20 protein-coding genes are annotated in these 24977 nt (G+C 42.1%); 16 read left to right on the forward strand and 4 right to left on the reverse strand.

Annotation, left to right across the window (positions count from 1 at the left end; translation table 11 throughout):
• The first annotated feature begins 178 nt into the window (after positions 1–178).
• The 5 genes from AACU25_RS14445 (at position 179) to AACU25_RS14465 (ending at position 3779) form a co-directional block, all read left to right on the forward strand.
• Positions 179–1471 (forward strand): AmpG family muropeptide MFS transporter, encoded by a 1293-nt coding sequence (locus AACU25_RS14445; RefSeq protein ID WP_190445916.1) that lies wholly within the window; start codon positions 179–181, stop codon positions 1469–1471.
• On the forward strand, positions 1456–1869 hold the full coding sequence (locus AACU25_RS14450; protein ID WP_096576706.1) for an ABC transporter permease: 414 nt from the start codon (positions 1456–1458) through the stop codon (positions 1867–1869). The genes AACU25_RS14445 and AACU25_RS14450 overlap by 16 nt, the downstream gene beginning before the upstream one ends.
• Before the next feature lie 241 nt (positions 1870–2110).
• Entirely contained in the window at positions 2111–2272 is a 162-nt protein-coding gene (locus AACU25_RS14455; RefSeq protein WP_167727210.1) for a hypothetical protein, read from the forward strand.
• Positions 2265–2795, forward strand: coding sequence for a GNAT family N-acetyltransferase (locus AACU25_RS14460; protein WP_321206822.1), 531 nt, complete (start codon positions 2265–2267; stop codon positions 2793–2795). Before AACU25_RS14455 ends, AACU25_RS14460 begins: the two co-directional genes overlap by 8 nt.
• A gap of 225 nt (positions 2796–3020) precedes the next feature.
• Positions 3021–3779, forward strand: coding sequence for a HEAT repeat domain-containing protein (locus AACU25_RS14465; protein ID WP_096576708.1), 759 nt, complete (start codon positions 3021–3023; stop codon positions 3777–3779).
• A 4-nt stretch (positions 3780–3783) separates the two neighbouring features.
• Here the strand turns inward: AACU25_RS14465 and AACU25_RS14470 are convergent, their stop codons facing one another.
• Positions 3784–3939, reverse strand: coding sequence for a hypothetical protein (locus AACU25_RS14470; protein ID WP_190445913.1), 156 nt, complete (start codon positions 3937–3939; stop codon positions 3784–3786).
• A gap of 325 nt (positions 3940–4264) precedes the next feature.
• On the opposite strand from AACU25_RS14470, the gene AACU25_RS14475 reads away from it, so the two are divergent.
• From AACU25_RS14475 to egtD, 3 genes are all read left to right on the forward strand, one after another.
• Positions 4265–4477, forward strand: a complete 213-nt coding sequence (locus AACU25_RS14475; protein WP_155539265.1) for a hypothetical protein — start codon at positions 4265–4267, stop codon at positions 4475–4477.
• 604 nt (positions 4478–5081) lie between these two features.
• Entirely contained in the window at positions 5082–7790 is a 2709-nt protein-coding gene (locus AACU25_RS14480) for an MGH1-like glycoside hydrolase domain-containing protein (RefSeq protein ID WP_096576710.1), read from the forward strand.
• A gap of 101 nt (positions 7791–7891) precedes the next feature.
• Positions 7892–8908, forward strand: coding sequence for an L-histidine N(alpha)-methyltransferase (gene egtD, locus AACU25_RS14485; protein ID WP_321206823.1), 1017 nt, complete (start codon positions 7892–7894; stop codon positions 8906–8908).
• Between the two features lie 184 nt (positions 8909–9092).
• Here egtD and AACU25_RS14490 read toward each other — a convergent pair whose 3' ends face one another.
• A complete protein-coding gene (locus AACU25_RS14490) occupies positions 9093–9482 on the reverse strand; it encodes an Alr5209 family pentapeptide repeat protein (RefSeq protein WP_096576712.1) in 390 nt (129 codons plus the stop codon).
• A 156-nt stretch (positions 9483–9638) separates the two neighbouring features.
• Between AACU25_RS14490 and AACU25_RS14495 the strand changes: the two genes are divergently transcribed.
• Positions 9639–10871, forward strand: coding sequence for a hypothetical protein (locus tag AACU25_RS14495; RefSeq protein ID WP_096576714.1), 1233 nt, complete (start codon positions 9639–9641; stop codon positions 10869–10871).
• 500 nt (positions 10872–11371) lie between these two features.
• Here AACU25_RS14495 and AACU25_RS14500 read toward each other — a convergent pair whose 3' ends face one another.
• A complete protein-coding gene (locus tag AACU25_RS14500) occupies positions 11372–11764 on the reverse strand; it encodes a DUF4112 domain-containing protein (RefSeq protein WP_096576716.1) in 393 nt (130 codons plus the stop codon).
• A 434-nt stretch (positions 11765–12198) separates the two neighbouring features.
• Here AACU25_RS14500 and AACU25_RS14505 point away from each other — a divergent pair, with 434 nt between their 5' ends.
• The 6 genes from AACU25_RS14505 to AACU25_RS14530 all read left to right on the forward strand — a co-directional run bounded on the left by AACU25_RS14505 (position 12199) and on the right by AACU25_RS14530 (position 22026).
• Complete coding sequence (locus AACU25_RS14505; protein WP_096576718.1) at positions 12199–17607, forward strand: ATP-binding sensor histidine kinase; 5409 nt, start codon at positions 12199–12201, stop codon at positions 17605–17607.
• A 326-nt stretch (positions 17608–17933) separates the two neighbouring features.
• Positions 17934–18884, forward strand: coding sequence for an alpha/beta fold hydrolase (locus AACU25_RS14510; RefSeq protein WP_096576720.1), 951 nt, complete (start codon positions 17934–17936; stop codon positions 18882–18884).
• A 153-nt stretch (positions 18885–19037) separates the two neighbouring features.
• Positions 19038–20021, forward strand: coding sequence for a zinc-dependent alcohol dehydrogenase family protein (locus AACU25_RS14515; RefSeq protein ID WP_096583758.1), 984 nt, complete (start codon positions 19038–19040; stop codon positions 20019–20021).
• A 197-nt stretch (positions 20022–20218) separates the two neighbouring features.
• Entirely contained in the window at positions 20219–20653 is a 435-nt protein-coding gene (locus tag AACU25_RS14520; protein ID WP_321206824.1) for a hypothetical protein, read from the forward strand.
• Between the two features lie 69 nt (positions 20654–20722).
• On the forward strand, positions 20723–21289 hold the full coding sequence (locus AACU25_RS14525; protein ID WP_096576724.1) for a pyridoxamine 5'-phosphate oxidase family protein: 567 nt from the start codon (positions 20723–20725) through the stop codon (positions 21287–21289).
• A 503-nt stretch (positions 21290–21792) separates the two neighbouring features.
• Positions 21793–22026 (forward strand): Nif11-like leader peptide family natural product precursor, encoded by a 234-nt coding sequence (locus tag AACU25_RS14530; RefSeq protein ID WP_096576726.1) that lies wholly within the window; start codon positions 21793–21795, stop codon positions 22024–22026.
• A 395-nt stretch (positions 22027–22421) separates the two neighbouring features.
• Here the strand turns inward: AACU25_RS14530 and purH are convergent, their stop codons facing one another.
• A complete protein-coding gene (purH, locus tag AACU25_RS14535) occupies positions 22422–23963 on the reverse strand; it encodes a bifunctional phosphoribosylaminoimidazolecarboxamide formyltransferase/IMP cyclohydrolase (RefSeq protein WP_096576728.1) in 1542 nt (513 codons plus the stop codon).
• Positions 23964–24266: 303 nt separating this feature from the next.
• Here purH and AACU25_RS14540 point away from each other — a divergent pair, with 303 nt between their 5' ends.
• Positions 24267–24893: an alpha/beta hydrolase gene (locus AACU25_RS14540; RefSeq protein WP_096576730.1), complete on the forward strand. Its 627-nt coding sequence runs from the start codon at positions 24267–24269 to the stop codon at positions 24891–24893.
• The last annotated feature ends 84 nt before the right edge of the window (positions 24894–24977 follow it).

Here is a 24977-nt window from a genome sequence, read left to right on the forward strand (position 1 = left end):
CAATCCCCAGTCCCCAATCCCCAATCCCCAGTCCCCAGTCCCCAATCCCCATTACCCCTTATCCCCAGAGGGGGCCCAGAGTTCCCCAATCCCCAACCTTCCCGATTTGCGTGGAATCCTCTAGTAATGGCAAGATAACTGCAATTCGCAACAGGTGAGGAGATACCAAAACGAAACTATGAATCCACTGCGATCGCTATTGGAAGTTTTTGGTAGCCGCAAGATGGCGGCTTTATTGTTTCTGGGGTTTTCATCGGGGTTACCGCTGCTATTAATCGGTAATACATTGAAAGCTTGGATGACTGTGGAACAGGTGGATTTGGCTGCTATTGGGTGGTTTAGCCTCGCTAGTTTGCCTTATTCGTTAAAATTTTTGTGGTCGCCGTTTCTTGATCGCTTTACAATGCCATTTTTGGGACGACGGCGGGGTTGGTTAGTGGTGACGCAGCTGGCTTTAACAGTAGCGATCGCAATTATGGCATTCCAACAACCCAAACAAGCATTACAGCTGCTAGCCATTAACGCTATCGTTATTGCTTTTTTGAGCGCAACACAAGATATTGCTGCTGATGCTTACCGCACTGACGTTTTAGAAAAGCTGGAAATGGGGGCTGGGGCGGCGGTTTTCATTTTGGGATATCGCATCGCTTTGTTAGTGGCTGGTGCTTTAGCATTAATCCTGGCTGATAGAATCCCTTGGTCATCGGTTTATTTATTGATGGCAGGTACGATGGTATTGGGGATTTTTGCGACTTTATTTGCACCAGAACCAGAAGCAATTAGCCCTCCCGCCTCGTTAACCGATGCCGTCATTTTACCCTTCGGTGAATTTTTCCAACGCCGAGGAGTGATTCAAGGCTTTTTGGTTTTATTGTTCATTACCCTTTACAAGCTGGGTGATGCTTTACTGAGCAATATGACCACCCCATTTTTGCTGCAAGTGGGTTTTACCAAAACCGATATTGGCGCAATTCAGGTAGGGATGGGATTAATCGCTACCATTGTGGGGGCACTGGCAGGCGGTGCAATTTTGAGTAGAATTGGCATCAACCGTTCGCTTTGGGTATTTGGCGTTTTACAAGCTGTGAGTAATTTTGCTTACTTATCTCTTGCTTACACAGGGAAAAACTATCAAGCTATGGTCTTAGCCATCAACATCGAACAGTTCTGTGGTGGTTTAGGAACAGCTGCTTTTGTGGCATTTTTAATGAGTCTGTGTAACCAGAAGTTTTCGGCAACTCAGTATGCCTTACTTTCCAGCTTAATGGCTGTCAGCCGTGATATTCTCGCATCTCCCGGTGGAGCGATCGCACAAAATACAGGTTGGCCGTTATTTTTCATTATTACTATCGTTGCTGCTGTGCCAGGATTATTGCTATTACCAATATTTGCCCCCTGGAACCCTCAACCAGTGGCAATTACAAGACCAGGACTTGAGGAAGAAGAAGAGGATGTATGGGGAACCAAGTAGTGATTATTGTCGGCACGTTTATCCTTTTGGTTACGGGCCTGCTACTAGGCTACGTTCTCTCACAGTTAGTTTTGGGGTTTTTAGGCTTTAACCTGCTAACTCTTTTGGGAACAATCAGCCTGATTTTAATTTTTGGCACACTGTACTATGTTTTATTTTGGCAATTGCGCCGCCAGCAAGTACAGTCATTTAATAGCTTCAATAGTGAAATCACACAACAAACAGCCCAAGAATTCCTCACTCATAACGATTTGAGAAATGATCTCGTGGCGCGGCTAGATGGTGATATAGACACTGCTGAACGCTTAATTGAACAAGCCAGGGAGAATTATCCGGGAATGTCTGAAAATTGGTATGTAGAGAAAGTGATTGAAGACTTGGATCGCGATCGCCGATAACTTCTACCCAATAACTTCTTGTGAGTTAGGGACTTCCAGAAAATAAATTATCCAAATATAGTCCGAGAATATTTTTATTCTCCCCCTGCTCCCTGCCCCCTGCCCCCTGCCAAGAAAGCGATAGTATATTTTTTTAGTTGGAAGTCCCTTATCCCCCGAACATCGCTAAAATAAACCAAGAAAACTTTACAAATCTCTACAACTAAGTTCGTAGACCTACCTTGCTCCCTCACATACATATATGGCTATTTTTCGTCAATACATCGCCCCTTTGCTTGTAGTGCTAGTATTTATCCTCGCCCTTGTAGCAGTCAGCGCCAGGATATTTTTACCTTCTGATATGGCTGCACCTGCACCAATTGAAGAGGTAGGGGTAATTTTGTCAAGTATTCACAGTGCCTAACCAACTGCTACCAGGGTACAAAATCCGCCTCGGCTCCAGCTTGGATCGAGCGCTACTGGTAAAGTTCATGCAACGCAGTTACCAGGATATATTTCCCCAGGCGGATTTTTCCCATCTCGCCCAAACAGTCGAGCAGTACTTTTCTAGTAAAACCCCCTTGTGGTGGGTAGAAGAGGCAGAGGGAGCAGAGGAAGCAGAGGAAGCAGAGGGAGAAAAGAAAATATTATCCCCCTCATCTCCCTCATCCCCCGTCGCTTGTTTATGGGTGGGAAATGCTATCGATCAAGTCACTGGGACTCGTCATGCTCACATTTTTCTGCTTTACGTTTTGCCAGAATATCGGCGGCGGGGTATTGGTACAGCGTTGATGAAGTATGTGGAAAATTGGGCGAATCAAAGAGGCGATCGCCAACTGGGGTTACAAGTCTTTCAATCTAACCAACCAGCATTGAATCTTTATCATCAACTTGGTTATCAAACCCAATCCCTGTGGATGGTAAAATCACTCAGTACGGAAAAATAGGCTGGAATTACTCAATTAGCAGTCAAGATTCACAGAGACGCGATTAATCGCGTCTGTACAATAGTCAAAATTCCAAAAATTTTGGATTCTTGACCATGAACACACTTTAAGAAAAAATATGACAATTGCTTCAGCCCTAATAAACTGGTAAAAAATTCCTATTTTTTTGAATTTTGAATTTTGAATTTTGAATTCCCCTCTTGGGGTTTGCCTTCTTGCACTATTATGTATGACGAAGACGACCTAAGCCTACTTGATATAGAAGACGAGCTAGAAAGTCCCTTGGATCGAATGGAGCCGTTAACTGCTGAGTCAGAAGTGGCAAAACCAGATCCCGATGTGATGCTAGTTCTCTTAGAAAATGACCAACCGCAGCAGAGAATGCTAGCGGCGCGTGCTTTTTGTGACATTGAAGATGCACGTGCTACGCCCCATCTCATCCGGCTGTTGACTGATACCTGTCCATTAGTGCGGGTGAGTGCAGCCTATGCGATCGGGCGCAATCCCAGTAAAGATGCAGTAGAGCCGTTAATTAACCAACTCAACCGAGATTGGAATGGCTATGTCCGCAAAGGTGTAGTTTGGGCTTTAGGAAACTGCCGCGATCGCCGTTCCTTAGCGCCCCTAACTGATGCTTTAATAACAGATATTTCCGCAGTGCGCTTGTGGGCTGCTAGTGCCTTAGCGCAAATGGCAGATGTTGGTTATGAAGCAGTTTTAGGCGCAATTCCACCACTAATTGAAGCCTTGGTCAAAGACCCTGTAGCCGCAGTCCGGAGTAACTGCGCTTGGACAATTGGGCAATTGTGCCGCGAACTTCCATCTAACATCGTTTACGCCACAGCTATCGACGCTTTAATTCAGGCTTTTGCTGAAGACAAAGATTTAGGCGTGAGAGAAGACGCTAAAGCCTCACTATTAGGTGTAGGCGACCCCCGTGGTTTACAGTTAATCGAAACCTTAGAACAAGAAGGTTGGTTTTAAGGAACTAGGGATGAGTGTTTCTTCTATTCATAGTTGATGGCGCACCGCCTGTGCGGTTACTCTCACCAATCAATATCTCAATTTTGCGTAATTTTGACCGCAAAATAGCAAATGCGATCGCTAAAATCACAACTGCGATCGCATTTGCTATAGAACTCATATTTGATTGTTAAAACTTACGTAGGATGCGTTAGCGATAGCGTAACGCATCTGTGGCTGAAATTTTTCAGAAATCAAATCGGATTCCGATATTTCTCGTAGGACTTGCTGAAAAAGTCTTATAGCCACGATAACAAACAGGTGATTTTGCAAACTTCATTAAAAGTTTTATCACTGTGAGTGACTATTTATTAACATAAATATCAGATTTTTAATTATTTTAAAAATCTGCATATTACTCCTGTTAAGTACTGACAAATAAATACTTCTATTAGAAGTATTGACACGGCTATCAAGTTTCAGTTTTTTGACGACAGGATTTATGTATGCTGCAATATAGTGAAAAGCCCTGCTTGGTTTGCAAGAAGAAGATTCGTTACCGCATGGAAGTCGAAATCACCGCCAATGGAACTAGTAAAATTTATTGGCAACCAATCGGTGCTACACCAGATCAACCGGATATCAACAAATGTCCGATATGTCGTCGCCAGGTTTCTAGAATATTCGGTTATTCCTTGAAAGCCTGTCTAGCAATTTAAGCCAACACAATAACATACAGCTTATTTCAGGTAAATGGAGTACATGGGTAGGGGCACCGCAGCCCATACGTTTCAACTTCAGCTAAAAGCTATATAAGGCGCGTGTTGTACAAAAACCCTCCCCCTCATCCCCTAACCCCTTCTCCTGGGGGAGAAGGGGAATTAAATCTCTTGCTCCCCTCTCCAGGTGGGAGAGGGGCTGGGGGTGTGGGCAGAACCTTGTCGCCAAGCGGGTTTCACGTTAAGTTGACACCAATGACGGCAGCCGTGCCCTTACAATTATCTGTACATTACCAACTAGCAATCTGCTGTAAATTATCCTGTAGCTTAGGGCATAGCATCAATCAGATATCTGTATCATTGAAAATCTGTGGATGCCGTGCCCTGATCATAATTTGGGTGTTTTTAAAATTACCAATTACCAATTACCCATTACCAATTACCATAATTCTGAGTTTTTCCTGAGTATATGCTGTATTTATGTTGGGCTAATTTCTAGAATATTTTAAGTCGCAACTCAGCCTGATATTTGGTGAGTACAGGATACTCCAGACAGCAAATAGAGGAACTCAATTATTGTGCAGGTAGGCACGGGGTGATACTGATGCAAACTTCAACCCAGGAAGAAATCAGATTAGCAGCCGCCCGAAATCATGAAGCGCATTGGCGCAGGTGGGGGCCATATTTAAGCGATCGCCAATGGGGAACGGTACGAGAAGATTATAGTCATAACGGTGCAGCGTGGGACTACTTCACCCACGATCAGGCGCGTTCTCGGGCTTACCGTTGGGGTGAAGATGGGATTGCCGGGATTTCGGATAATCATCAACGGCTATGTTTTGCGATCGCACTTTGGAATGGCGAAGACTCGATTCTCAAGGAAAGAATCTTTGGCTTGACAGGAACTGAAGGTAATCATGGCGAAGATGTCAAGGATTATTACTTTTATTTAGATAGTACGCCGACTCATTCCTACATGAAGGCGTTGTACAAATATCCCCAAAGCGCTTTTCCTTACGAAAAATTAGTTACAGAAAATCAAAGTCGTAATCGTCTCCAACCAGAATTTGAACTATTAGATACAGGTATTTTTGACGAAAACCGCTATTTTGATGTTTTTGTAGAATATGCGAAAAATTCTACTGAAGATATTCTCATTCAAATTAATGTAGCTAATCGCGGCCCCGAAACTAAAACATTACACCTCTTACCTACTCTGTGGTTTCGCAATACTTGGTCTTGGAATGGAGATACTAATAAACCTCACCTGAAGCAAGTAAATTCTGGTAATAGCTGGCAAATTATCGAAGCTTCCCATCCCACTTTAGGTAATAGATGGTTGTATTGTCAAACATCAACCGAAATTTTGTTTACAGAAAATGAAACCAATAATCAGCGATTATTTGGCTCTCCTAATACCTCTGCCTATGTGAAAGATGGCATTAATGACTATATTGTCTCAGGTAATAAACAGGCTGTAAATCCCGAGAAATTTGGGACGAAAGCTGCACCTCATTATGTGCTAACAGTTGGTGCAGGGGAAACCCAAACTATCAAATTACGCTTGAGTGATATACCAAATTTATTTGAGCCATTTAACTCAGAATTTGATGCTATTTTCTTAAATAGAAAACAAGAAGCCGATGCATTTTATCAACGGATTACACCATTTCCCCTGAGTGCAGATATGCGAAATGTGCAAAGACAAGCATTTGCTGGGATGCTGTGGAGTAAGCAATTTTATCACTACATATTAGAAAATTGGCTAAAAGGCGATCGCAATACACCACCGCCACCACCAGAAAGGCAAGAAGGCAGAAATCATGAATGGTTTCACCTCTACAATGAAGATATACTTTCTATGCCTGATAAGTGGGAATATCCTTGGTTTGCAGCTTGGGATTTAGCCTTTCATACTATTCCTTTGGCAATTATTGATCCTGACTTTGCCAAATATCAATTAGATGTGTTAACGCGGGAATGGTATATGCATCCTAATGGGCAAATTCCGGCTTATGAGTGGAAATTTAGTGATGTTAACCCGCCTGTTCATGCTTGGGCAACTTGGCGAATTTATAAGATTGAACAAAAGATATATGGTAAGAGCGATCGCCAATTTCTAGAAAGAGTATTTCAGAAATTGATGCTGAATTTTACTTGGTGGGTAAATCGCAAAGATGCTGAAGGTAATAATGTCTTTCAAGGGGGATTTTTAGGGTTAGATAATATAGGAGTATTTGACCGTAGTGCTACTTTACCTACAGGCGGACATATTGACCAATCTGATGGTACTAGTTGGATGGGGATGTATTGCTTAAATATGTTGGCAATTTCACTGGAATTAGCAACAACCAATCCTGTTTATGAAGACATCGCCACTAAATTCTTTGAACATTTCCTCTACATCGCTGATGCAATGAACAAAATTGGCGAACTGGAAGCTAGTTTGTGGAATGAGCAAGATGGCTTTTACTACGACGTACTGCATTTAGCAGAAAAACAGATTACCTTAAAAGTCCGGTCAATGGTAGGGCTAATTCCCCTGTTTGCTATTGAAACGTTGGAACCAGAAACTATTAATCTGCTTCCTGGCTTCAAAAGTCGCTTGGAATGGTTCATTAAAAATCGCCCAGACTTACGGCAAAATGTCGCCTGTATGGAAACTAAAGGCATAGGTGCAAGACGATTATTAGCAATTGTCTCACGGGATAAACTCAAAAGTATACTGCAAAAAATGCTCGATGAAAATGAGTTTTTTAGCCCCCACGGTATTCGTGCTCTTTCTAAATTTCATAGCGAACATCCCTACATTTTTGATGTTGATGGTAGCCAATTTCGCGTAGATTATGAACCTGCAGAATCTAGCAGTGGCTTATTTGGTGGTAATTCCAACTGGCGAGGCCCTGTTTGGTTCCCAGTGAATTTTCTGCTGATAGAATCACTGCAAAAATTTCATCATTACTTAGGCGACAATTTCTTATTAGAATGCCCTACAGGTTCTGGTAAAATGATGACGCTTTGGGAAGTTGCCTCGGAACTATCTCAAAGATTAATCCGAATTTTCTTACAGAATTCTGCTGCACAACGACCCGTTTATGGTAATACACAAAAGTTTCAAACTGATCCACATTGGCGCGATTTAATTTTGTTTTACGAGTATTTTCATGGTGATAACGGCGCAGGAATCGGTGCAAGTCATCAAACAGGATGGACAGGTTTAGTTGCCAAACTCATTCAGCAATTTGGTGAATATGAAGCCCAAAATCAAGACCCTGAGATAGATAGAAAAGGTCAAGAAATAGCTTTAGTATAAAAAGCTGAAGTCTGAATTATCAAGGATGAATATAAAGTTGATTATTTTATCATTTATCATTCAGACTTTATCTTTCACTTAAACCCCAGGAGAGCAGAAAATTGAAGACTGAAAATAAAGAGCATTCACGGCTGCGTTGGATTAATTTAAATTCAGCGATCGCATCAGTCGATGAAGGTGCAGATATCATGGCGGGACTGACTCAAAATCCCAAAACTTTGCCTTGTCGTTACTTCTATGATGACCGTGGGTCGGAACTATTTGAGCAGATTTGTGACCTAAGAGAATACTATCCTACTCGCACCGAGCAAGCAATTTTAGAAACCTACGCTGCTGAAATTGCTAAGATGACAGGCTCTTGTCATTTAATAGAATTAGGTAGCGGTAGTTCGCGCAAAACTCGCCTATTATTAGAAGCATATAGCGAGGTAGTTCAAGAACTACAATATTACCCCATAGATGTTAGTAGCGGTATCCTCAAAACCACCGCGTTAGATTTGCTTGAGCAATACCCCAAATTAAAACTTTGCGGTTTAGCCGGAACTTACGAACAAGCCTTAGCCGAACTTCCCTCCGCCGAATTAGAAAATCGGATGTTAATTTTCTTAGGAAGTACTTTAGGCAATTTAAATGACGAACAAACTCACAAATTCTTCACCCAAGTACAACAAGCATTAAAACCAGGAGAATTCTTTTTATTGGGAGTAGATTTACAAAAGTCGGTAGAAATTATCGAAGCAGCTTACAACGATTCTCAAGGAGTAACTGCTGCTTTTAACTTGAATATTCTCAACCACATTAATCAAAGATTTCAGGGTAATTTTTCCCTCAACAATTTTGCTCACTGGGCTTTTTATAATCAAGTAGATAATCAAATTGAAATGCATCTGCGGAGTCTAGTTAATCAAACCGTTTTCCTAGAAGCTTTAGATTTAGAAGTTTCCTTACAAGCAGGAGAAACAATTCGCACCGAAATCTCTCGGAAATTTCACATCCCCACATTAATTTCGGTTTTAGAAACCCATGCATTTCAAACGTTACAAGTATGGACTGATCCGCAATCATGGTTTGGCTTGCTACTTTGCCAACGCCAATGTACAAATACTGAATGTCCTTAAACTTTAAATGGTGTTGACTGTTGACTGCTGACGGTTAACAGTCAACAGTTAACCAACTAACTCCTCTACGCGAGTCTTTCTGACACCAATTCTCCAAAATTCAACAAAATATGCAAATTCGCCAGCCCTTATAGAGTTAGGCTTTCTTAATTTTGAATTTTGAATTTTGAATTTTGAATTGGTATTATCCCTCCTTAATTTGCACACCTGCTTGAACTGGGTCAAAATCTTTGGGGAAATGAGTATTGCGATCGCAATCTGCTTTATCTAACTTTGCACCTGTTAAATTAGCTTGGCGGAGATTAGCTGAAAATAACAAAGCACCGCGCAGGTCGGTATCTTGGAGATTAGCGCGACTCAAATCTGTAAAACTCAGGTCGCTACCTCGAAGATTCGCACCGCTGAGATTAGCATGATTTAAATCGGCATAGCTGAGGTCAACACCTTTGATGTCAACCCCCTGTAAATTAGCCTTACCCAATTCCGCCTTAGTAAAGTTCCGTTTTCCCGCTGCGTAAAGTTCTAGAATCTTAGCCGCAGTCTTAATGGGCTGTTGAGAATCAGTTTGAGTCATAGAACAGCGACAACCTCATAGGTTGTTTTGTTAGTACTGTAAGTTACTTTCCTATTACTTAATCACAAAAATTGTCTATTCCGGCCATTCCTCACGAGTTCCTCAAGTTTTTCTCCTAGGGTCAAAAATATATAAAACTCATAGGAGGGCAAACTCATGCCATCCCTGAATTTATTAACTGTTTTTAATCCCTCAAATTATTGGCGTAGCGGTAACTTTACTATACCCTGGCAAGCGATCGCCCAAAAATTTCAAATTTCGCCGGCAGAACTTGTATTAAGCGACCTCCGCGACTTAACACATCAACCTCTCAAAGCCCAAATCGACCGCATTGATCCAGAAGATCCCTCCCGTGACACCTTAGTTTTTCATCTATCTCAACCCATTCCCCCAGGAACGGAAGATTATGTCTTAGCCTCAACTTTCATTCGTTTAGACAGAGGTAAACCCATACCGCCTGGAGTAGGTGAACCATACTTAGAAGTCGTCTACGGTTCCGATGGGCGAGAACGGGGAGTCAGGTTTGTGAATAATCGCCTGATTATTTGGTTTAATTTCATCCCCGCACCTGAAGATAATCAACGCAATTGGTTTTCTGGTTCAGCCAGCAGCGTCCAGTTAGACCGCCAGGAAATTCTCGATCCATTTCGCGCTGCAATGGGTGAATGGTTGGGACAAGATCCAGAAAAGCGCTGTATGCAAGTAAGTAAACTCCACTTACCAGGAATCGCTTCTCCCAAATCACCCAATTATCAAGTCTCTTTGTTCAATCATTCCTATCGACTGGTATCTCAATCTAGCGGCCCTGTACGTGCAACTATTACCATTGCTTCCGAACCCTTCGATTATATGGGGACAGATCCAGTGACAGGTCAAAATCGCCATTTAGTCTGTGAACTTTATCGGGTAATTAGTTTATATGCGGGTGCAGATTATTTGATTGAAGAATTATTTATTAAAGGAAAACCCAAAGCCCAAGAAGACAGAATAGAAGGTGCAGAAATAGTCAATCTTGATTTTGGTGTAGAATATTTTGCACACATGAATCTTGGACAAACACAAGATATAGAACAAGTCTTTCCTGTACCTGATTGGTTCGCTGTTGGTTCCACAACAGACCCTTATGCAGCTTATGGTTTGGCAACTAGTTTACATATAGAAGCGATCGCACACCCCTACGAAGAAAATACAAGCCGTTTTTCTTGGCAGTTGCTACCAGGTAAATCTGTAAAATGCCTACATCTATTTATGCGCGGTCAACCACAAGGATTTGATGCACAAGTCGGTCATGCTTGGTATGAATTAATCTATAGACCCCTGAATGCAGAAATTTACCAAGATACCGATGTCAAAATTCCACTGCAAAATACCAGATTAGTCACTGCTTGAAAGTGCTGAGTGCTGATACCAATTCAAATAATATTTGCGACAGATAAATTCTTTGTAGGGGTACGGCACCAGTAAGATATTAGATCTGCCAAAAAATTGTGGATGCCGTGCCCTCTAGAATATCATTGATGTGTCTTTTCCACCTTTCCCTTTTTTAAAAGAAAAACAACCTGAATAAAAAATCCCATAAATAATAAAGAACAACCCCATAGATGTGTGAGGTTGTTTTGAATATTTGGATTCAGCTTTTTAAGTAGAGGCTGGAGTTAGGACTAGATGTTGTTCCAAACCTTGTATTTCATACTACTGTGATTGTTTTCACATCAGGAGTCCGCTTCAGCCAGTTTTAAATGTGTCCAAAAGCAACAATATAATTCGTAATTTGTAATTCTTAATACGAAACTTTTGTCCACTAATAACCTATGAGATGCGCGCTACCAGATTTTTCATTTATGGGGTTTGAAAACACCTCCTCATCTCTAGCCTCTGGCTTCTAGTCCCTAATCTCTAGCTGCTGCATAAACAGGCGCTTCTGTAATTTCTGGTTCAACTGCGCTCAGATGCTGCTCTAAAATATCCAAATTGCGAATATTGGATTTGTAAAAAGCGTCAAATAAATCACCTACTAAAGGCACAGTACCAACAACTGCTTCCAAACCCACATTGAAAATCATTTTCGTTAAGTCTTGGCGTGGTATACCAAATCTTGTAGCTAAAAAGATAATGTACGCAGAAAACGCTGTACTAATTAAATCACCAGCACCAGGAACTAATCCAATAATTGGGTCTATACCGATACGAAAACCAATTCCTGGAATGCGTATAGATGTATCCATGAGGCGACTGAGTTTGCGGATGCGATTAAGAGTAGCAAGGCGTTTGGCTGCGTCCATAATTTAAAATATTTGCACTACTTTATAAATTGCCCGATTTTGCCTTGCTTGTCTTGTATCGTGAGAAAGAGCAGCTACTAAGCTAACGGATGTAGTTTGGATTTTAATACCACTTTGAAAAAAGAATGCGGCAGATATACAAACCCAAAATCTTGTTCTGTCTAGATTCTTAATTTTGAATTTTGAATTGTGATCAACATTATTTCAATCGGTATAACTTATATTTGAGCTAATAAAATAGGCTCAGGCTTTTGAGTAAGGATTTGTAACATTTCATGGACGTGTCGTTGTCAGAGAAAGTAACCCTACTACGAAATAATAAATAGTTTTACTGCTTACGTTACCTGCGGGATTGTCAGTGAGCGTTATTGTTAAATCATAGAACTATTTGGGAATCTTAGATGTAATCCAAACAGTTCCTCTGGCCAAGTTCTATGCTCTCCATCACTGAATCTCTGTCTGAGCCACCGTTCCACCTCCCGGGTTACACCCTCATCGAGCAGATATATCAGGGTTCTCGCACCGAGGTTTATCGAGCGATGCAAACGGCTCAACAGCGTCCAGTGGTGATTAAGGTGTTGCGGCGAGAGTACCCCAGCTTCAGCGAATTGGTACAGTTTCGCAACCAGTTTACGCTCCTGCGGGGCATCACCGATGCCCACAAAGAACACCAACCCGTAGCGGGAGTTATTCAGCCCCTGAGCCTGGAACCTCTGGGGAAAAGCTATGCCCTAGTGATGGAAGATTTTGGGGGGATTTCGCTCAATCACTATGCCCATCAGCGCCCCCTGGAAGTAATCGAAGTGCTGGCGATCGCTGTTCAAATCGCCGAAATTTTGCATGAGCTGCACCAACATCGGATTGTTCACAAAGACCTTAAACCCGCCAATATTCTGATTCATCCCGATTCAAAACAGGTCAAGTTGATTGACTTCAGCATCGCCTCCCTGTTGCCCAGGGAAACTCAGGAAATCCAGAACCCAAATCAGTTGGAAGGAACCCTAACTTATCTGGCTCCTGAACAAACGGGGCGGATGAATCGTGGGATTGATTATCGCGCCGACTTCTATGCGCTGGGTGTGACGCTTTATCAGTTGTTAACTGGACAGTTGCCATTTCAATCAGATGACGTGATGGAGTTAATTTACTGTCATCTGGCGAAGCGCCCCGCCCAGGTGCATCATCTGAATCCGTCAGTGCCGCCGATGCTCTCGGAGATTGTGTTCAAACTGATGGCCAAGAATGCGGAAGACCGCTATCAAAGTGCGATCGGACTCAAGCACGACCTCGAACACTGTTTGCATGAATGGCAAGATACAGGAAATATTGCTGACTTTAGATTAGGGCAGCGGGATTTAAGCGATCGCTTCTTGATTCCCGAAAAACTGTACGGTCGTGAAGCCGAAGTTCAGCAGTTATTAGCAGCCTTCGAGCGCGTCGCTAATGGCAAATCAGAACTCATGCTGGTGGCGGGATTTTCTGGTATTGGTAAAACAGCAGTTGTCAATGAAGTGCATAAGCCGATTGTCCGGCAACGGGGCTATTTCATCAAGGGCAAGTATGACCAATTCAATCGCAATATTCCCCTCTCCGCCTTCGTCCAGGCATTGCGAGATCTGATGGGGCAATTGCTGTCTGAATCGGATGCCGCCTTGGAGCAGTGGAAAAACCAAATTCTGACAGCCGTGGGTAATAACGGACAAGTCCTGATCGACGTGATTCCAGAATTGGAGCAGATCATTGGTAAACAGCCTGCGGCTCCCGAATTGTCAGGTAGCGCCGTCCAAAACCGATTTAACCTGCTATTCCAAAAGTTCATTGAGGTTTTTACCACTCCAGCGCATCCCTTGATCATCTTCCTGGATGATCTGCAGTGGGCAGATTCCGCCTCGCTGCAGTTGGTCAAACTGCTGATGAATGACAATGGCTATCTGCTAATGCTGGGTGCTTATCGGGATAATGAAGTCTCGCCCGTTCATCCCTTCATTTTGACTGTGGAAGAACTCAAAAAAGCTCAGAAAACGGTTAATACAATCACGCTATTACCGCTCACCTTGCAAGACATGAGTCATCTGGTTGCAGATACCTTAGCTTGTTCGACTCAACTGGTTCAACCACTGACTGAGTTAATCGATCGCCAAACCCAGGGCAATCCCTTTTTCATCACCCAATTCCTCAAAGCAACACATACAGCAGGTCACATCACCTTCAATCAGGAGCGGTGCTATTGGGAATGTGACATCGCTCAAATCAGTGCTGTGGTATTCACCGATGATGTAGTAGACTTCATGGCACAGCAGTTGCAAAAATTGCCACCGGAAACCCAAAATGTGCTGAAATTAGCAGCCTGTGTGGGAAATCAATTTGATTTGAATACGCTGGCGATCGTTTCTCAACAATCCCAAACCGAAGCCGCAACTGCACTGTGGAGAGCGTTGCAAGAAGGCTTGATTATTCCCATTTCTGAAACCTACAAGTTTTTCCAGAGCCACGAAACCCAAACGGCTCAACAGAATATTGCTGTACCCTACAAATTTCTGCATGATCGCGTCCAACAAGCAGCTTATTCTCTCATTCCTGAAACTTTAAGAAAATCAACTCACTTCCAAATTGGTAAACTTCTGCTGGCTGATGTTTCCCTAGAAGAACAAGGTAGCAAAATTTTTGCGATCGTCAATCACTTAAATCAGGGCTTTGAACTTCATCGCAGCCAGGAAGAACATTCAGAACTTCTACAGCTAAACTGTCTTGCCGGAACAAGGGCTAAGGAGTCTACTGCCTATGGAGTTGCTGTCAACTACTTTACAATGGCTGAAAGTTTGTTACCTCCAGATAGCTGGCAGCAATGCTATGAAAAGTCTTTAGAAGTTTATTTTAATTTGGCAGAAGCTAAATATTTGTCCGGAGATTTCTCATCTTCTATGGCAATTATTGAAACAATTTCTAGCTTTGCCAGACAACCAATTGAAAGAGCTGAAGCTTTTAATCTGGCAATTCAAATGTTCACATTGCAAGGAAAGTACCTCCAAGCACTTGAGTATGGACAAAAGGCATTATCTTGCTTGAATTTTGATTTATCAGAAATCGATTTATCGGCAAAACTTGCATCTTACCAACAAGAAATTCAAATAAAATTAGCGAATCGCCAGCCAGAGCAATTGGTAAATGAACCAGAAGCAACTGCTCCAGATAAACGCTTGATTATCAAAATATTGAATAATTTAATTGTACCCGTTTATGTTCTACAAAAGCCAGAGCTATACTTTTTCGTTGCATTATCGATGGTTGCAGTATCTCTCAACTTTGGCGTAATAGGTGAATCTGGAAACGGATTTTCAGCCTATGGAATGTATCTGGGATATTATCACAATGACTATCAATCTGGCTATGAATTTGGAGTACTTGCAGAAAGTTTAGCCAAACGCTTCAGACAAGCAGATAATCTCTGCAAAGCTTGCTATATGCTAGGGAATAATCTCCTTTCCTGGGTGCGTCCTTTACGTTGCTCACTGCCTATTTTTGATCAAGGATTAGTCGCTGGACTGCAATCTGGGGAGATGGTTTTCTCCGGTAATCTTTTGATGTACAAGCTGCTCAATTCGTTTTATGCAGGAGACAGCGTATTAGAAGTTCAGCAAAATCTTCCGGAATATTTAGAATTTTCTGCCAAGAAACTCAACTATCAACTTGCCGTAGATGTCATCTCTGGATTAAAAATTTTGCTCCCTGATCTGACAGCTAATCTTACAGAAAATCTCCCAACTGAGGAGCAGCATCTTGAGGTATGTAAGAGCAACAATAGCGACTATGCAATTTGTCACTATTTGCTGCTAAAAACTCAGGTCTTATGTTTTTATGGGCGTTATGCAGAAGCAGTGGCAGCAGCTGAAGGGGCTGAAGACCTTGTTGGCACTATTACCGGAAAATATCAAGTCGCAGCTATCAATTTTTATCAATCTATTGCTATAGCTGAATATTGTCGGACTCATTCTCTAGGTTTAGACAATAGTTATATCCAAAAAGTTAAATCAAATCAAGCGCAACTGAGTTTATGGGCAGTGAGTTGTCCGGAAAACTTTGCTCATAAGTGCGCTTTAGTAAATGCGATTTTAAGCATTTTATTGGGACAGAAAGCAGAAGCAATTGAACTATTTGATCGCGCTATTTCTGGTGCTAAAATCAACGGCTACCTCCAAGAAGAAGCCTTAGCCAACGAACTTGCAGCTAAATTTTACCTGGAGTGGGGCAAGGAAAAAATTGCAGCCAGCTACCTGCAAGAAGCTTACTACTGCTATGCTCGCTGGGGAGCTAACGCCAAAGTCAATGACCTGGAGCAACGCTATCCCCAACTGTTACGCCCGATTTTGCAAGCCCAACATAGCCAACAGACGATTTTAGAAACTTTGGCTACCATCTCGGCCCCTAACTATTTACACTCCTCTACCAGCAGCAAGAGTTCTGCCAGCAGTAGTATCAACACCACGCTCGATTTCGCCACCTTGCTGCAAACCTGTCAAATTCTTTCCAGCACAATTGATCTGGATGAATTGCTGAGTATCCTCACCCAAACCATGCTGCAAAACTCTGGCGCAGACAAATGTGCGTTAATACTTTGCCAGCATGGGCTATGGCAAGTTCGGGTGATCGCCGATCTTGAACAAACGACTCTGCAAGTTGCCCCCCTGGAAAACAACAACAAGGTTCCTGCCAAACTCATCCAGTATGTTAAAAATACGATGACCACCGTTGTTGTAGATGCGTTAGAGACTGATCTGCCGGTGGTGGGTGAATATTTGCATTACCATCAACCCCAGAGTGTGCTTTGTATACCAATTCTGCGTCAGGGCAATTTAGTTGGCATTTTGTATCTGGAAAATCAGACAACTCGTGGCGTGTTTACCAGCGATCGCATCCTTGTACTCAATTTCCTCTGCACTGAAGCCGCTATTTCTCTCGAAAATGCCCGCCTCTATCAACAAGCCCAAACCTATGCCCAGCAGCTAGAGCAATCCCAACTGCAAATTGTCCAAAGTGAAAAAATGGCATCATTGGGCAATCTAGTTGCAGGTGTTGCTCACGAAATCAATAATCCCATTGGTTTTCTCAATGGCAGTATCAAAAATGGCAAAGACTATTTGAAAGATTTGCTCAATCATCTCGCGCTTTATCAAGAATACTATCCCAATCCTGTCCCATCAATTCAAGACAATGCAGAAGATATTGATATTGACTACCTGATTGATGACTTACCCAAGCTGCTGGACTCCATGGAAGGGGCGACTAATCGCATCAAAACTATCAGCATCAGTCTGCGTACTTTTTCTCGTGCTGATACAGAACATAAAGTCAGCGCTAATCTGCATGAAGGTCTGGATAGCACGCTATTGATCCTCAAGTATCGTCTCAAAGCCAATGAGTTTCGTCCGGCAATTCAAGTTGCTCAAAACTATGGCGAATTGCCAGCTGTGGAATGTTTCCCCGGACAACTCAATCAGGTGTTTCTAAATATCCTGGCTAACGCCATTGATATGTTTGATGAAGTTGCCCACACTCATTCTTTTGAAATACTCACAGCCCATCCTCAGACAATCATCATTTCTACAGAAAAGGTGGCAAATCAAGTGATAATTCGGATTAGAGACAATGGCAAGGGAATGAGCCAGGAAGTACAAGCCAAAATCTTTGATCATTTGTTTACCACCAAAGCGGTAGGAAAAGGAACCGGATTAGGATTGGCGATCGCCCGACAAATTGTTGTAGAGAAACATAACGGCAAGCTAGAGGTGCAGTCTGCGATCGGGCAAGGAAGCGAGTTTTGTATCTCAATACCGTTGCCAAAATAAAGTTATTGCTTTTCGGTTAAGGGGAAAAAGGGGAATGGGAAAAGGAAAGAAACAACCTTTCACCTTTTTCCCAAAAGCTATTTTGAGTTTAAAACGCTTAACCGAGTTGTATTGCCTCACAAGCCTGAGCCTATTTTATTAGTTCAAATTTTTGCCAAGTTCACTTATGCGCGGACGTATTCATCTCCCTTCCACAGGCGTTGAACTCTCGTCAATTGGCTAAGGTATTGTTATAGAAACTCATATTTTGTAGCTAGCACTCAACACTCAGCACCGGAAAATACTGCATTACAATTATTAACAGCTACTTCACATTTCTTTAAATCATGCAGGTAACAACAGCGCCTTCTACCACTCCTATACCTGGCCAATACTGGCAATGGCGCGGGCATAAAGTTTACTATGTACGAGCCGCAGAGCAACAAGCGCAACGTCCACCCTTGTTATTAGTGCATGGGTTTGGTGCTTCTACAGACCACTGGCGCAAAAATATCACAGGACTGTGCCAAGATTTTCAAGTTTTTGCGATCGATTTATTAGGATTCGGGCGTTCAGCGAAGCCGAAGTTAGATTACAGTGGCGACTTGTGGCGTGATCAACTGCACGATTTTATTAATGAAATCATCGGTCAAAAAGTAGTTTTAGTAGGAAACTCCCTAGGTGGTTATGCTTCTTTGTGCGTTGCAGCACAATACCCCGATAGTGCAGCTGGTGTAGTTTTACTCAACAGTGCAGGCCCCTTTAGCATCGAAAAGCCAACATCTGAGCCGGAAGCTTTGCAATCACAAATTCAGCCTCCCAAACAGGAATCAGGATTGCAAAAGTTACTAGGCGATGGTGTGAAGTGGATGTTTCAGCAACCTTTAGCCCAGTTTTTATTATTTCAATACGTGCGTCAACGTTGGGTAATTCGCCAAACCCTAGAGAAAGTTTATTTAGATAAAACTGCAATCACAGACCAGTTAGTAGAAGAAATTTATCGACCAGCTTACGATGCTGGTGCATTGGATGTGTTTGTCTCAGTTTTTAGTACTCCTCAAGGAGAAAAAGTTGATGTATTGCTAAAACAATTAACTTGTCCTTTATTGTTGTTGTGGGGAGAAGCCGATCCTTGGATGAATGCTAGAGAACGTTCTCAAAAGTTTCGCCAATATTATCCACAACTACAAGAAGATTTTTTATCTGCGGGTCATTGTCCTCATGATGAAATACCAGAGCAAGTTAACTCTCTTTTACGAGATTGGATGTTAGGAAATACCCAGCTTTTCAGCATATAAGAAAGCACATTGAGACTGCAGGGGATGAAGGGATAGAGACGCGATGGAGGGAGAGAGACGCGATGAATCGCGTCTCTACAATTTTTGACTCAGGACTTTAAAGCTAGTCACTCTGGTCAGAAAATAAAATTAGAAGAATTTTCTTTATTAATTATGCGTGCAATGATACTAGAGGCACCACGCCAACCTCTGCAATTAGCAGACTTACCAGTGCCGAAACCCAATCCAGAGCAAGTATTAATTCGCATCCACGCCTGTGCTGTTTGTCGCACAGATTTGCATATAGTTGATGGAGAATTGACTCATCCCAAATTACCGTTAATACCTGGGCATCAAATAGTCGGTACTATAGAAGCAAAAGGCGATCGCGTTGAGCAATTTACTATTGGACAACGGGTTGGTGTTCCTTGGTTAGGTCACACTTGCGATCGCTGCCGGTATTGCCTTTCCCATCGTGAAAATCTCTGCGATTATGCTGAGTTCACAGGTTACAATATTGACGGCGGTTATGCAGATTACACTGTCGCTGACCATCGCTTCTGCTTTCCTCTAGACCCTAGTTTCCCAGACTTGCAAGCTGCACCTTTATTATGTGGCGGCTTAATTGGTTATCGTGCTTATCGCATGGCTGGCGATGCAGAAAAAATTGGCTTTTATGGTTTTGGTTCAGCCGCCCATATATTGATTCAACTAGCTCGCTATCAACAGCGTCAAGTATTTGCTTTTACGCGTAGTGGTGATATTGAAGGGCAAGAATTCGCCCGTCAATTAGGTGCAGTTTGGGCTGGAGGCTCAGAGGAATTACCCCCAGAACCCTTAGATGCGGCAATTATTTTTGCTCCCATAGGTAAATTAGTTCCTGCTGCTTTACGGGCAGTCGCTAAAGGAGGTACGGTAGTTTGTGCAGGCATTCACATGAGTGATATTCCCGCCTTTCCCTACGAAATTTTATGGGAAGAAAGGGTATTAAGGTCTGTTGCTAACCTGACTCGTCAAGATGGCGAAGAATTTCTCGCTTTAGCACCCAAAATTCCCATCCATACAGAAATTAATAGCTTTCCTCTAACTCAAGCAAATGAGGCGTTAGATGCTCTGCGGAGTGGCAAAATTACAGGGTCAGCAGTTTTAGTAATTTGAAAAATTGGTGTTTGGTAATTGGTAATTGGTAATTGGTAATTGGTAATTGGTAATGGGGATTTATCCTCTGTTTTCTTTGCTCTCTTAAAGATGCTCAGACTATCATGCTCTACCTGTTTATAGAAAATTCGCTCTTTTTTTTGGTTACAACATTAATTACTGTAATTATGGGCTGGTCATGGAGGAATGCCAAGCCTATGACTTTACCGCAACCTTTGCCAGGATGGTACAAAATCTGGTTTGGTACGATACAGCTATTTGGAATTGTAGTGCCACTAGTAGTAATGCTGTTGTGGGGTATAGCATGGGGCTACAACAGCGTGTTGACTGTATTACTGTGGTATTTTGTGATGCTGGGGTTACAAATTGTCGCGGAAATTGTGACACTGAGAAAGTTTCACTCAGTCACTTGGGTAATGGTGCCTTATTTATATTTGCCTTACCGTATTTGGCAGCTATATGAGGGTTTAGGAATTATTGGTTCGCAACCAGAATTGATGTGGGTAAGAAATTTATTACTGTTTGAAATTGTGTTGTGGACTGGTAACTATATTTTAGATGTGTCGCGGTTGCCAAGATTGTTTAACTGGCCAGTTCAGGAAGATTCTCTGGAAGTAACTAAGCACAATTAAACCGAACGATGTAAAGTTTTGTAGTACAGACACAATTACCAATTACCAATTACCAATTACCAATTACCCATGCTCGAACCAGCAAGCCCAACTAACAGATGGGTAAATACAATCGATTCTCAAAATCCTGAAGTTATTGCTCAAGCCTGTCGGATTATCGCCAAGAATATTTATTGTACTTTGTCTACTTGTTCGGCTGATGGCTATCCTTGGGTTTCGCCTTTATTGTTTGCCTATGATGAGGACTGGAATATTTATTGGAGTTCCGCGATCGCATCTCAGCATTCACAGCACATATACAATAATCATGGCAGAGTTGCGATCGCGATTTTTGATTCCAGCATTTCTGAAGGTGCAGTAGAAGGTTTATATCTGACTGGAACTGCATCACAGTTAAACCCAGACGCAGCCGAAACGGTATTGCAGTTGCTTTTGCAGCGAGCAACTAAAAAGCATAATCGCACAGCATTAGACTATTTAAATGATTCACCCCGCAGGTTTTATCAATGTAAACCCCAAGAGGTTTGGATTACTGGTAAACGAGTAGCAGTTGGTAATCAATTAGTGGATACAAAAATTCAATTAAATTTGTCAAACTTAAGAGAAGCAAAATTGATTGAGCAATCACAAATTTGAATTGCTAATTAAACAACTGGTACACTAATCTTCTGGTTTAAGAGTCAACAGTCAAGGGTCAAGGGTCAAAAATTCAAGTTTTTTGGACTTTTGAATGCCAGTTCACTCAACGGAGGGAACCTCCGCACGTGACTGGCTCCTCTTGACTCTGGACAGCCTCAACGAAAAAAATGTGACACTTGCGTAAGTCCTATTGGTATAAAACTTAAAATTTTAAAAATAGTATTGAGAAATATTTCAGTGATGAATTTAAAACTTTCACCTTTTCCTCTTCTTTTATTTTGTCTTCCTCCTATGGATATAAATTAAATGTTAATTCCTGCCATATCCGAGAACAAACTTATATTTTCTTGTCAAAATCAATTTATTTTATTTTGAAGTCTTAAAATCTAAATTTATAGGCTTAAGTGAGAATCTTCTCAACTAAAGTTTGAGACTGGGCAAGACGACAACAGTCAAATTATAGGTTCAAATCTAATTTTTAAAATAGGAGATGGACTGTCATGCCACGACAAAATGCTGCCCAACTTTTAAAAGCTGTAAAACAGGATCAAGCATTAAAGCAAAAGCTAAAAGCAACAGCTAATCCAGAAGCTTTCGTCCAAATTGCTCAAGAGCGCGGTTACGACTTCACAGTCGATGAACTAGAAACCGAACTAGACAAATTATCTGAAGAAGATTTAGCAGGTATTGTCAATCCTGGATGGGGGCCTAGACGGCATATTCATCCAAGATAATCATTGTCTATAGGACTCTGATTTGATTTGTGAAAAAATCTCAGATCGAACTTGATGCGTTAGCGATAGCGTAACGCATCCTACTGAGATTGCAAATATAGATTGACAAGGGAAAAGGGAAAACTCGAACGCTCAGTTTATAGACTCAGTATGGCAGTTCTTCTCCCCTGCTCTCTCTTTGAGTAGATATTTTTGATAGTTGGAAGTTCCTTGTAAATCCTCTTGAGAGATGTGTGCCAATGAAAAAACGCCCGGGAGTGTTGCCGTGTTTCCACCCCAGGCGTTTTTTCTTTTCAACTTGCTCCTCACACACAAATAAAAAATATCATTACTGTCAACAAACCACAAGTAGAGTGAGTGACAGTTAATTAACTGTCACAAGTACAGGAGCTAAACTAGTGTAAAAAGTGTCTTACACCAGTTAATACCATAACTAAGCCTAATTCATTGGCAGCTTTGATGGAGTCTTTATCGCGCAGGCTACCTCCCGGTTGAACAATGGCTGTAATTCCCGCCTCGGCTGCTGCGCGTACGGAATCATCGAAGGGGAAAAAGCCATCACTGGCGAGAAAGCCGCCTCTGGCGTTGTCTCCTGCTTGTTCTAGAGCGATTTTTGTGGAGCCAACGCGGTTCATTTGCCCTGCGCCTACTCCTAGTGTAGTGCGATCGCGGCTGACAACAATAGCATTCGATTTAACGTGTTTACAAACTTTCCAAGCAAAGAGTAATTCGGCTAATTCGCTTTCTGTAGGCTGGCGTTCGGTGACAACTTGCCATTTGCTAGTATCAGAAATCGCATCATCAGCAGCTTGTACCAAAAAGCCACCTGCGATCGCTTTTACTGTTTCTTTAGGGCCAGTGGTTAAGTCTGGTAAAATCAGGACGCGCACCTTGGATTTAGCTGTGAGAATTGCCTGAGCATCGCCTTCACAGCCTGGAGCCACCACACATTCTAAAAATGTTTTGGTTAATTCCGTTGCTGTCGCTTCATCAATCGGACGATTTAAGGCAACAATACCACCAAAGGCAGAAACCGCATCAGCATTAAAAGCCTTTTCATAAGCTTCTTTGAGAGAATCACCCACAGCCACACCACAGGGATTAGTGTGTTTGAGAATTGCTGCGGCGGGAGTATCTGTAAATTCGGAGATAATCCGGCGTGCGGCTTCTAAATCCACCAAGTTATTGTAACTAAGTTCCTTACCTTGCAATTTACTTGCAGCCGCCCAACCAGTGGGAGTACTACCTGTTTCATACCAAGCAGCCGCTTGATGGGGATTTTCGCCATAACGCAGAGATTGCAGGAGTTTGCCAGAAATGCTGTATTGTTGGGGTAAAGATTCACCATCCTGGGCTTTCATGAGGTAGGATGCGATCGCTTGGTCATAGCTAGCAGTATGTAAAAAGCCCTTTAACGCACACTTTTGGCGAAATTCTAAAGAAGCTTCACCATTGTGTTGACGTAGTTCTTGTAAATATTCATCATATTGGGCAGGGTCACATAATACAGTCAAATGAGCAAAGTTTTTTGATGAAGCCCTTAACATCGCTGGGCCGCCAATATCAATTTGTTCGATGGCTTCTGGTAATGTTACACCTGGTTTGGCAATAGTTTCTTCAAAAGGATAAAGATTAACTACAACCAAATCAATCGGACGAATTTGGTTATTTTCTAAATCTGTAATATCTTGAGGAAAATCCTTCCGTGCCAAAATCCCACCATGAATTCTAGGATGTAAGGTTTTAACTCGACCTCCTAAAATTTCCGGTGAACCCGTATAATCAGAAACCTTTGTAACAGGTATTCCCGCTTCTTTAATTGCTTTAGCGGTTCCGCCACTGCTAATTAAATCAAAGTTAAATTCTTCCACCAAGCTGCGGGCAAGGTCAATTAAACCAGTTTTATTAGATACACTCAGCAAAGCCAGACGCGCCATAATTCCCCAGTTTCCTTTGGTACAAACATTGAAAGACAGAAGATTATTTTACATGGGGGATTGGGGATTGGGGATTGGGGAAGGGGGAAGGGGAAATGGGAAATGGGTAATGGGTAATGGGTAATGAGTAATTGGTAATTGGTAATTACTATTCTCCCCTTGTCTCCCTTATCCCCCTCATCTCCCTCATCCCCAATGCCCAATGCCCAATGCCCAATGCCCAATGCCCAATGCCCCATGCCCAATGCCCCATGCCTCACTTTGCATTAGGATTATTTTTTAACAGCGATTAGTTATTTACTGATGACTCAAACTTTAGAATTTATTTCAGTTCCTCCAGAAACCGAACAAGCACCTTTGGGCTTAATCGTAACTTTACATGGTTGGGGTGCGAATGCCGATGATGTGGCATCGCTATTACCGTTTTTTAACTTGCCAGATTATCACTTTGTCTTTCCTAATGCGCCTTATCCTTATCCCTATGCTCCTATTGGTAGGGCTTGGTATGATTTGAGGTCAGAAAATATGTATGAGGGTTTGCCAGAAAGTCGGCAAATACTGACAGATTGGTTGCTATCTTTAGAAGGTGTCACAGGTGTGCCTTTATCGCGGACAGTTCTCAGTGGATTTTCGCAAGGGGCCGCAATGACATTAGATGTGGGATTAAATTTGCCTTTAGCTGGTTTAGTGGCAATGAGTGGTTATTTGCATCCTGATGCTGGCAAGGTAGCTAAAAATAGTTTTCCGCCGACTTTAATTACACATGGTACACAAGATCAGGTTGTACCCCTTTTAGCAGCAGTAAAAGCCAGAGAAACCCTAGAATCTATAGGGGTAGAGGTGCAATACCAAGAATTCCACATGGGTCATGAAATTGGTCAACAAATGTTAGACCTGCTACGGAATTTTGTGGTGAATGCAATTGCCTAATCTCAATTGTAATTTTTTTACAAATTAACGTATAAATTCGGAAAATTTTTACAAAATCCACGCCATCTAATGAGTAAGATATAT

This window comes from Tolypothrix tenuis PCC 7101 (assembly GCF_963874875.1).
GTDB lineage: Bacteria > Cyanobacteriota > Cyanobacteriia > Cyanobacteriales > Nostocaceae > Aulosira > Aulosira tenue.